This window comes from Ensifer soli (genome assembly GCF_041928815.1).
In the GTDB taxonomy this organism is placed as follows: Bacteria; Pseudomonadota; Alphaproteobacteria; order Rhizobiales; family Rhizobiaceae; genus JBHFEI01.
Genome location: NZ_JBHFEI010000034.1, coordinates 1 through 9,432, shown reverse-complemented (window position 1 = coordinate 9,432; position 9,432 = coordinate 1). Strand labels below are relative to the sequence as shown.

General features: G+C 59.6%; 10 protein-coding genes. 8 read left to right on the top strand and 2 right to left on the bottom strand.

The features are described 5' to 3' along the window. Positions 1-344 precede the first annotated feature (344 nt). Positions 345-473: a hypothetical protein gene (locus ACEVQ6_RS23095; RefSeq protein ID WP_374891400.1), complete on the bottom strand. Its 129-nt coding sequence runs from the start codon at positions 471-473 to the stop codon at positions 345-347. Between the two features lie 176 nt (positions 474-649). Between ACEVQ6_RS23095 and ACEVQ6_RS23090 the strand changes: the two genes are divergently transcribed. The 8 genes from ACEVQ6_RS23090 (at position 650) to ACEVQ6_RS23055 (ending at position 8,709) form a co-directional block, all read left to right on the top strand. After that, positions 650-916, top strand: a complete 267-nt coding sequence (locus tag ACEVQ6_RS23090; RefSeq protein ID WP_374891399.1) for a helix-turn-helix transcriptional regulator — start codon at positions 650-652, stop codon at positions 914-916. Between the two features lie 12 nt (positions 917-928). Further along, a complete protein-coding gene (locus ACEVQ6_RS23085) occupies positions 929-2,173 on the top strand; it encodes a type II toxin-antitoxin system HipA family toxin (RefSeq protein ID WP_374891398.1) in 1,245 nt (414 codons plus the stop codon). A 249-nt stretch (positions 2,174-2,422) separates the two neighbouring features. Next, positions 2,423-3,532 carry a hypothetical protein gene (locus ACEVQ6_RS23080; RefSeq protein WP_374891397.1) on the top strand — a complete coding sequence of 370 codons (1,110 nt, stop codon included), beginning with the start codon at positions 2,423-2,425 and terminating at the stop codon, positions 3,530-3,532. A gap of 472 nt (positions 3,533-4,004) precedes the next feature. Further along, on the top strand, positions 4,005-4,880 hold the full coding sequence (locus ACEVQ6_RS23075; RefSeq protein WP_374891396.1) for a hypothetical protein: 876 nt from the start codon (positions 4,005-4,007) through the stop codon (positions 4,878-4,880). 47 nt (positions 4,881-4,927) lie between these two features. After that, the gene (locus tag ACEVQ6_RS23070; protein WP_374891395.1) at positions 4,928-5,278 is read left to right on the top strand and encodes a hypothetical protein; all 351 of its coding nucleotides are present in this window, start codon (positions 4,928-4,930) and stop codon (positions 5,276-5,278) included. Next, positions 5,275-7,230: an AAA family ATPase gene (locus ACEVQ6_RS23065; RefSeq protein ID WP_374891394.1), complete on the top strand. Its 1,956-nt coding sequence runs from the start codon at positions 5,275-5,277 to the stop codon at positions 7,228-7,230. The genes ACEVQ6_RS23070 and ACEVQ6_RS23065 overlap by 4 nt, the downstream gene beginning before the upstream one ends. Further along, entirely contained in the window at positions 7,227-7,982 is a 756-nt protein-coding gene (locus ACEVQ6_RS23060) for an ATP-dependent metallopeptidase FtsH/Yme1/Tma family protein (RefSeq protein WP_374891393.1), read from the top strand. The genes ACEVQ6_RS23065 and ACEVQ6_RS23060 overlap by 4 nt, the downstream gene beginning before the upstream one ends. Positions 7,983-8,382: 400 nt before the next feature. Further along, on the top strand, positions 8,383-8,709 hold the full coding sequence (locus ACEVQ6_RS23055; protein WP_374891392.1) for a hypothetical protein: 327 nt from the start codon (positions 8,383-8,385) through the stop codon (positions 8,707-8,709). Positions 8,710-8,957: 248 nt separating this feature from the next. Here ACEVQ6_RS23055 and ACEVQ6_RS23050 read toward each other — a convergent pair whose 3' ends face one another. After that, positions 8,958-9,332, bottom strand: coding sequence for a very short patch repair endonuclease (locus ACEVQ6_RS23050; RefSeq protein WP_374891401.1), 375 nt, complete (start codon positions 9,330-9,332; stop codon positions 8,958-8,960). Positions 9,333-9,432 lie beyond the last annotated feature (100 nt).

Here is a 9,432-nt window from a genome sequence, read left to right as displayed (position 1 = left end):
CCGCCTTCACGCCAAAGGAATGCCGACACTATTTCGAGGCCGCAGGATATGACCCGGAATAAGTCGAATCTGCTCTAGGCCACCATGGCGGAGAGGGTGGGACTCTTCGCCAATTAGAGCAAAACCAGAGGGTTTCCGCCAATATACTGACAGATAAGCCCGATTTCGATACTTCGAGCGATACATGGCGCGATACATTTTGGCAAGTCGACAATTTTCGACCCCATCCGCGATGCTTCCGTAGCCGGGTATCAAACCTTGAAACCGGGCGACGGATGTTCGCATTTCGGGACATGCTCTCTGACGACTTCAAGCATGGAGTCGAGGATCAGCGCCGTCAGCTCTTACCGCCTTTCAACTGGCATGCCATCCCACATCTCCACCGCAGCGGCGATCTGCCGAATGTGATCGACAGCGCGTTTCTGCCGCTCCTCCGCGGCGATGGCGCGTTTCTCCTGATCGAGCTTTCGCATTTCTGTTCTCCTCGTTAGGTTCAGAGAGCCGACCCTATGCAGCTATCGCATCAGTCACATGACTTCCCGATCAGGAAGTTTTTGCCGCGGCAATATAGAAACTTCCCTTTCGGTAAGATTTCCTGGATTTTGTCTATTTCTTCCTGTACGGTAAGTTCGAAAGTATGGAGGATTCCATGATCCGATCTGCCGCCGAATTCGGAGCGCTGATCCGGGAGCGCCGCAAAACACTGGGCTGGACCCAGATTCAGCTGGCCGAGAGATGCGGCACCGGCGAACGCTTCATCGTCGATCTGGAGAACGGCAAGCCGAGCTGCCATCTGGAAAAATCGCTGATTGCCGCCCGAACTGTGGGTATCGATCTCGGCGACCTGAAATCCGCGACGTCCTCGCCCGCCCCGGCGGCCGACGACGATCTCGGCTACCTGCCACGCTTTTCCTGATCGGGTGCCGCCGTGACGACGATCTACTACGAAAACTGGCCCGTCGCCCGCCTGGCAGATCAGGATGGCCTGTCTCTCGTCTATGACGCCGCTTGGGAGCAACGCGCCTCCGCCTTCCCGCTTTCGCTCACCATGCCCTTGCGTGCCGGAAGCCACGGCCCCGAGCAGGTCATGCCATGGCTCGCCAACCTGTTGCCGGAAACCCACCTCTCCGAGATCGGCCAGCAGCTGAAAGTCTCGCCACAGGACATCCTCGGCCTGCTGATGCGTGTCGGCCGCGACACCGCAGGCGCGTTCTCGATCGGCGAGCCGCGACGGGAGGGAAATAATTTCCGCATCGTCGATGACGAGGCCGCGCTGGAGCGCATCATCGACGAACTGCCGGAGCGTCCCTTCCTGATCGGCGAGCGAGGCGTCTCCATGTCGCTCGCGGGCGTTCAGGACAAGCTGCCTGTCTATATCGGCCCGGAAGGCCGGATCGGCATTCCGCTTGACGGCACCCCCTCGACACACATCCTGAAACCCGACATCAAGCGCCTTGCGGGCAGCGTCACCAACGAAGCCTTCTGCATGATCCTCGCCAGCCTCTGTGGCCTCGACGCCGCCGAGGTGACGATCGGGCGGGCGGGGAAGCGGGACTATCTCCTTGTCCGCCGCTATGACCGGGTTTCGGATGGGCAAGGCATCATCCGGCGCATTCACCAGGAGGATTTCTGCCAGCTGCTGGGCCTGTTCCCGGCCGAGAAATACGAGCAGACCGGGCTCGGTCGGCGCAGCGGCGCGTCCTTGCCGCAAATGTTCGAGGCCTTGGCGCACCTCGTGTCCCCGGCAGAACGCCTTCGACTGCTCGATGCGGTGATCTTCAACATCCTGATCTGCAATTCGGATTCGCATGCCAAGAACTACTCGGTCCTCGTCGGCGCGTCCGGCACGGCGAGGCTCGCCCCGCTCTACGATCTCATGTGTGCGGCACCGTACCGACGGGTCGATCAGTCCCTGCCGCAGATACTGGCCGGCAAGCGCAATGCCGACGAGCTGCATGGAAAGGACTGGCGTCAGTTCGCCACCGATGTCGGCCTCAGCCCGGCAGCCGTCACCAGGCGCGTCGAGGAGCTTGCCGCGCTGGTCGCGGCCAAAGCCGACGAAGCGCTCGAGCAGGTCCTGTCCTACCCGACGTCGAACCGGGAATTCGGCTCCAGCCTCGTCTTTCTCGTGAAGAAGCGGTGCCGACGGATAGAGCGGCAGATTTCCGGCTGAAATCGCCGAGCCGCGAAAACAAAATACAATTTATTGATGCATTCAGAATTGGGGTGCAGAAAAAATTTTCGAGAAATTTCGCCTGTTGGAATCATTGGATAAATCTCGACAAAAAATCGCGAAAACCTCATTTTTCGATTTATATTCATATGCTTAATGAGTCCGGTTGTAACGCCTTTTGGAAATTCGTGTCATCATTATCTCACGGTCGCTGATGAAGACCGGATGAAGCACGGAGACACCGAAGACATGACAAAGTACACGCATAAGAAGATTGCGGGCAAGCTGGCCGCCAAGGCGGCGACGGCGACCGAGGAGGTTTCGCCAGAGGACGTCAGCGAGCTGAAGACCATTGGCGAGGGCATCCGTTCGCTCGGTCGCCGAACGACCGAGCAGGGGTTCGAGCTCGGCGGCTTCCTCGCACGCGCGAAGGCTATCCTGCCGGAGCGCGCTCTCGGCGCATGGGTCAAGGCGATCTGCAAGTTCAGCACGAAGACGGCCCGCAACTACATCGCCATTCATGAGAACCTCGCCGATTACAAGGAGCGCCTGGTCGCGGCCGGTATCACATCGACAGCACTCTTCGTCCTCGCCTATGCGGACTCCGAAAAGGTCGAAGATGTCCTGGCGGCATTCGAGGCTGGCGAGGACCTGACGGTCGCCCAGGTGAAAACCATGGTCGGTGCGACGCCGCCCAATAAGGAAGCGGAAGAGAACCCACCCGAGATCGGCGGTGCGGCAGGCCTGCGCAGGATGGCCGAAATCAAGATCGAGCAGGACTCGGTCAAGTTCTTCCAGCTGACGACCGCTATCCTGCAGCGGGTCAACACGGCCATGCAGCCGCTGGCCAAAAATCGCGCGGTTATAAAGAAATCACTGCAAGACCTGATCGTTAACGATTGCAGGCATGCACATGATCTCATCAACAGCATCGCTGCTCCCCTCGAACCATCGATGATTGCCGGGGTCAACTGGCGGCCGTCTAAACTGCCGAAAGACTCGGCATGGCGGAAGGTCCAGGCCCTGCTTTACAAGATGGGCAGCAAGGAGACATGGCCGGCGCGCGAAGACTTCGTACCTTGGCTCCAGAACGAGGTCGTTCCCCTTCTGCGCTTCGTCGTCCACGGCGAGGCTCTCCCGGCCAACGCAGAAGACCAGAGCCGGGATGACGTCGCCGTGCAGAGCGAGGACGAGGCTGATGACGGGTTGCTGACCTACGGTCACATGCCGCCGGCGGTGCAGGACACGATCGAGGGTGCTCTCCAGATCGTCTCCCCCGATAACCGCGACGAGATCAGGGCGCAGATTCTGTTCGACCCCCGACCGTCGAAGCGCCAGTACAAGAAGCTGGCCGCCTGACGACTGCACCCAAAGAGCCCCGCCACCGTGCAGGGCTTTTTACGTCGGGCCTCCGCGTTCTGCGTTAACCATACCGGAGCTCTACGTTCCGGATGCGTTCTTACCGGCTTGCCGGACATGGAACTCCGGGCTATCGCAACAGGGTCAGCAGAAACGCCTGGTTCTGCAGTGACTTAGCGGCTCCCGCCGGTGCTGGAACACCGAACGAGAGCCTGACCTGTAACCTTCCTTCGAAAGGCCACCGGCTATGTCGACCCTTACCCGCTTTGCTCCGTTCCCGGAAGCATCTTGTCTCCGCCCTCCTGTTGAAATCCGCGTGCCGTCAGCGGTGCCATCCGTTCGGACCGCGCGCTAGCCGCCGTCAGGATCGTCGTCACCGGCATCGATGCGGAAATCATTTCCGCATGTGCGGACCCGCGTCCGTCTGAATGCCGAAACCGCCGATCCTGTCCTCAACAACAGGAGAATGCTCATGACTATCAGGAACGAAGGCACCACCAGTTACGCCCATGTCGTTGACCTCGACGCGATGCGGCCGCAGATCGATGCGCTCGTAGCGGAGATCGTATCATCGGCTTTGTCAGCCGAGATGTTTCGGCAGGCGCTCGCCGCCGGCATGAACGAAATTGCGTCCGTTCTGCGGGCCGTCCCCACCGCGGAAGGACGTCTACTCGAGCGCGGCATCGGCCTCGTCGCCAGAGGCAATCCGGACCTTGTTGTCCTCACCGACAACCTACGCCTGCCGGTCACCAAAGCGGCGTCGGAGCTCGTCGCGATGAACGATCCGTCGCTGGTCAGGTCGCTCAGCCTCGACGCGGACAACGGCGGGCGCAAGAGTTACACGCCCGACCTGCTCATTCTCAACCGTCCAACGAAAGTCGCACATCTCGTGGATGTGAAACGAAGCCTCGGCTCCTATGAGGTCTCGCGGATCGCGGAGTTGAAGCAAAGGATGCTGGCAGCAGCGCTGGTCGTTCCCGACCTTTTGTTCAGGGAACATCGCCGTCTTCACGTCGAAGAAGTCCGCGTCGTGATTCTGAATGCGGAAAATCAACGCACGGATGTCGAGGGCGGCGTGTGGCCATTGAGCCACCTTGATCACCTCGTGGAAGCGACGGGCGCCGGCCGACTTATTGAGCATCTGCGCGGTCTCTTTCGGGATCAGGTCGAAGCGAATTGGTTGGCGGCGCTTGCCGCTCATACCGCCAGCGTCGCCAATCTTCGTCATGCTCCAGGCAACGCGGCCGATCCAATAGTGATGCTGCCTGAAGCCATGGCTGACGAGATAGCGAGCCGAGTTCCGGTATCGATTGGGTTTGCGCGGCCACCCCGAATAGCGGGTGCTTGAGCGCCAGTCTTTTCCATTCTTTATCTTCGAACATGAGCGCCCGCTCGATGAAGCAGGGCTATCGGGAGACGTCTGCCATGACGCTATCGAAATCCAACATTCTGACATTCCCTCTGCAGGCCGAACCAGTTCGGCTCACTGGTAAGGCGGCAGGTGGCACGATCTGCCGCGCGGCGCTGGATAAACTCACAGCCGAAGAGCGCGCCGACTACGTCGCGTCCATCGTCCGGCCGGCAATCGGCTTCGCGCGTCGAAAGGGGCAGCGTCTCGAAAGCCTGCCGCCTCAGCTCCGCGCCTGGCTGCTCGAGCTCTGCATGCTTGGCGACCCGACATGTCTTGTCGTCCGCGACTGGCTCGATGGAAATCCTGCCTTCACGGCGGTGCGGGAGGACACATGATGGAAACGCTGGAGCACCGCATCCGCCGATATCTGCTTGCCCGGCTGCGCCGTCGCGCTGTCCTCGATCTTTACGAGAAGGCGGCGGTTGCCGGACTGCTTGAGGGCCGCTTCATGGGTGAGGATGACGTCTCCGGGACGGCCTGGAATGTCTCCGCTGCGGCCAGCCAATTCCTGGCCGGCGCCCGTCTTCGTGACCGGGAGATTGTCCGCCGGTTGATGGGGTTTGGGGAGCCAAGGCGCGAAATGGAAAGCACGTTCGACTGGAGCGATCCCGCTATCGCCAAACCGCCAGCGGGACGAAAAACGTCGACGCTGACGATCGGCGAAAACAACGGTTCGAACGTCGACTTCTCTTACGTCTCGTTTTTGCTCAGAGAGAGTCTACCTGCGCCCAATCCAATGCACGTAGCCGTCGCCCTTCTCGTCGCCCGCGCTGTTGGAACCAGCCTACCAGACCTTGGCGTACTGACCGAGGTACTGCGGATGACAACGCCATTCGTGTTGCTCAAGGCTCCGGTCCAGCGTTTCGAGGCAAGCCTCGGTATGATGCTCGAAGACGGACTGCTGACGCCTTCCAGAGCGGTGCTGGAAGATGTCATGCGGGATGGCCCATTGTCCGGGCGGTATCCTGACAACCGAAGGCCACGTCCGCAGCGGACGGTGAAAACTTTGGCCGGCTCTGCGGTCGCCAAGGCTGACAACAAGACTGTCCGACGGCAACTTTGCCAAGCCATGCTCAGCGAGCCTGCGCCGATCGTCGTCGCTGATGAAACTCCACTCGCTCTGACACCGGTCGTCACCGAGACGGTCGATCTAGTGGTCGAATGCGGAGGGCTTGATCAAGATATTCTCGCCGACGTTCTTCACCTTTGCATCGGCACGCCGCTTGAGGAAAGTTTGACGTTGATGAATGCGATGAGGTTCGATCCGAGTTCTCTGTCGCTCGACGACCTGGTACTTGCCGTCCGGCCGCGCCGCTCGGCCGAAGAAGTTCTCAATGTCCTTGAAATGCTGGCTGATCGCTTCGCCGCGGACGATGGCACCGAGAAGACGGCAGGTGGTCAGGGCGGCGGCCGGCGCGGCTCCGGAGGCAATCGAAGCGGAGCGGCTCCATCGCAGAAGCGGGGCGAGAAACCATGTCCGCAAGACGTCGGCATCGAAATCATCGAACCGGTGCTCACTGGTGATCGCAAACTGGCAAGGACATCCGAGCCGCAAAAGCAGACGTCCGCTGCTCTTGTCGAAACCCTGTCAGGCTATGGTGCCGCGCGTAACTGGGCCCTGGACCTCAAAGCTGACCTCGCTCTCTGGAGCGAAGGAAGTCTGTCTTGGGATGAGATGAGCACAAAGCTTCTGCTGTCTGGGCCGCCGGGTACAGGCAAGACGACATATGCCAAGGCGCTCTGCAACACACTTGAAGTGCCACTACTCGCGACGTCGGTCGCGCACTGGCTTGAACCCGGATATCTAGGCGATGTCCTGAAGAGGATGTCTGCAGCCTTCGAGCTGGCGTCATCGAGAGCGCCCGCCATTCTGTTCATCGATGAACTCGACAACATCGGTTCGCGTAATGCCGGTGGTGGCCGACCGTACGACGACTACTGGACGTCGCTGATCAACAGGCTTCTGCAGCTTCTCGACGGGGCGACCAAGACCGAAGGCGTCGTCGTGGTCGCGGCAACGAACCTGCCTGAGAAGATCGATCCGGCCCTTTTGCGGTCGGGACGGTTGGAGACCCACGTCCGAATTCCGCTGCCCGACCTCGGGACGTTGGTCGGGATTCTGGGCCATCATCTCGGCACCGACCTAGCCGACGTGATGTCGTCCGCCCCAGGTGCGTCGTCGCGGCATCGCCTCAAGTCTCCGAAAGCAAAGGACCATGTTCCAAGGCAGCTGCGACGGACGTCAGAGAAACGCAAAGTTGACAAGGCGAAAGGAGCTAAGCCGTGAACTCATACGAGATGAATGCAGAGAACACGCTGCTCCCCTTGGCATTGCTGGCGCTCGGAAAGACAGGAGCCGACGTCGAGCGTATGGTGCGTGAGGTCCGCAGGACAGCGCGACGGTCGGGGCGGGCTGTGAGTTGGGCCGATCTGGAAAACGCTCTGCGGTCAGGGCAGGCGGATATGTCGGCCGATCTCCGACGACGCGCTGCCGTCCACGAAGCGGGACATGCGGTGGTCTATACAGTTACCGGTGTCGCCACAGTGGAGTCCGCCAGCATCGGCCTGCATGGGATTGGAATGGTAACGACGACGCCGAATCCGTCGATCCCGCAAAACGAAACCTGGTTGATGCACAGTATCGCCTGTCTCCTTGGGGGGCGCTCAGCCGAGTTGATCGTCATCGGGGAAGCGTTGGCAGGCGGCGGCGGTGCGGACGAAAGTGATCTGGCGCGTGCGACGGCCATGGCTTTGGCGGCTGAGACGAGCCTCGGCTTCTCCGCCTATCAGCCCCTACTGTATCGGTCAGGAACGATGGGAACGAGCGAGCTGACGTGTAATCGGCAACTGGCAGAGCGCGTCAGCCGACGTCTTGAGGGGGCTGAGGCAATCGCTCGCCGCATCATCGAGGAGAACCGCCACGCGCTGGAGGACGTCGCCGCGCAGTTGGTCAATGTCGGCATATTGTCCGGTGACGAGGTACGCAATCTCGTCGGGCGAACGATGGACGTTACCCGATCTCCCAATGCGCCTCTATGACCGCAATCCGCGATTCCGATCTGTGAATTATCGATTCAGAGGTCAGGGAATTCGATTCCGGCATCATGATCGGCGTTGCCGGCACGCAAGTCTGTGGGTCCGTAGTGAGCGAGCGTGGCGGCGGCGAAAGCGGAGACACTGCGCCTTAGATGCGCGTCGATTTGGATTGCGTCATCATATGTCGCCTTAACTTCTCGGCACATCATCTCAATTTACGCTGACGCGATTCAGAATGCTCGGAAACCGTTACCCGAGTCCGATTTTACGATTCTTGGAAAACGGCGTTTGCACTGGACGTCCTATGCGACATGGCTGCCGTCGCGGAGTGGCGAAAACGCTGTTTGTCGCTTGCATGGCCGACCGGCACGATGAGGCTCCACGCTAACAAAGGAGCAAAGTAATGGCGAGGAAGTCGAAGAAGCAGAGGAATGCAGAGCAAGCGGAGCGCCAGCAGAAAGTTCGCGATGAGGCCAAGGTGCGCCGACGTCCGGGCCGAGACGATCTGGCAAGGATGCTGCTTTGGCAGATGATCACGGCCGCGCAAGGCCAGAAGGACCCGTACCGAGCAGTTGGTAAGGTTCGGGACGCACTCGTCGAACAGCTTGAGCGTCAAGGGTTCGACGTCCGGGAGAGTGAGGAAGTCTTTCACGAACTCGCTGACCGGTATTCGGATGGCCTCTTTCCATTTCGCCCGAAGCGCCATCTGACGCTCGGCATCGAAGACTGAACTCTGGTGGGGGACATTAAGTCGTCTCGTACCCAGCGATCTCGGCTGCTTTTAAAGGCCTCTGATGCAAACGCTGTTGAGATTTGGTTTTCGTATTCCCCCCATTACTCCTCATCACGACGTTTAAACCGGAGTTGCAAATAAGATGCGTGCGAAATCGAAGTGGGGCAGCGTTGAACGACAAGAGAATATCCGAGTTTCTGGGAAATTATTTCCGCTTCAGCGTATGCCGCCCAGGAAAACTCCTCTTAGAGGGGCTCGCCCAATTCAAGTACTGTCGGGCCCGACGTCAACCAGTTGCACAAGCTCGTGGCGACTTCCTCCGCTTCAGCAGGTTTTCGCAATGCACACTCCCAGACTATTGCAACTCTCCAGCCGCTTTGCAGTAATTGATCCTTTACTGACTCATCGCGAATTGTGTTGTCCGCGAACTTCTTCTCCCAGAATGCTGTTCGTGTTTTTGGCATCGTGCTGTACCGGCATCCGAAATGGCGATGCCAAAAGCACCCGTGTACAAAGACTGCCGCATTGTATTTTGGAAAGATCAGATCAGGGCGGCCGTGCAGCATCTTTGAGTGAAGGCGATAACGAAAGCCCCGAGCGTGAAGTGCCCGTCTCAACATCATCTCAGGCTTCGTATCCTTCCTGTCCGACATCAGCGCCTGTGAGACAAAATTGGTTGAGTTGAGAAGAGAGGATTTTCGGCTCATCGTAGCTCTATCG